Origin of the sequence: Labilibaculum sp. DW002 (assembly GCF_029029525.1) — a bacterium.
Lineage (GTDB): Bacteria > Bacteroidota > Bacteroidia > Bacteroidales > Marinifilaceae > Paralabilibaculum > Paralabilibaculum antarcticum.
Window position 1 is genome coordinate 1 of record NZ_JAKJSC010000021.1, and the last position, 759, is coordinate 759.

At 38.5% G+C, this 759-nt stretch carries 1 protein-coding gene; it reads right to left on the reverse strand.

The features are described 5' to 3' along the window. Positions 1 to 759 (reverse strand): hypothetical protein (locus L3049_RS21530; protein ID WP_275111903.1); only part of this gene is annotated, 759 nt, incomplete at both ends.

Consider the following 759-nt stretch of genomic DNA (forward strand, 5'->3'; position numbering starts at 1 on the left):
TTTCCTGAACATGTTTCCTGATCTGCACCAAGATTTACTGTCGGATTTGCGTGAATTGTTGCGTTAGCATTGTCTGTAGCTGAACAACCATTTGCATCTGTTATTGTTACTGAATAATTTCCACTTGTCGAAACTGTAATTGTCTGAGTTGTTTCTCCTGTAGACCATAAATAAGTTGATCCTGCATTTCCTGCATCAAATGTAATTGTACCACCGGCACAAGTTTCTTGATCTACACCAAGATTTACTGTTGGGTTTGTATGAATTGTTGCATTCACATCATCTGAAGCTGAACAACCATTAGCATCAGTAATAGTTACTGAATAATTTCCTGAAGTAGAAACAGAAATCGTCTGAGTTGTTTCGTCAGTTGACCATAAATAAGTCGAACCAATATTTCCTGCGTCAAATGTAATTGTTCCACCAGCACATGTTTCCTGATCTGCTCCCAAATCTACTGTTGGGTTTGCATGTATTGTTGCATTAGCATTGTCTGCAGCTGAACATCCGTTCGCGTCAGTTATTGTTACAGAATAATTTCCACTTGTCGAAACAGAAATCGTCTGAGTTGTTTCGCCAGTTGACCATAAATAAGTCGAACCAATATTTCCTGCATCGAATGTAATTGTTCCACCGGCACAAGTCTCTTGATCTACACCAAGATTTAATGTTGGGTTTGCATGGATTGTTGCATTCACATCATCTGAAGCTGAACAACCATTTGCATCTGTTATTGTTACTGAATAATTTCCACTTGTC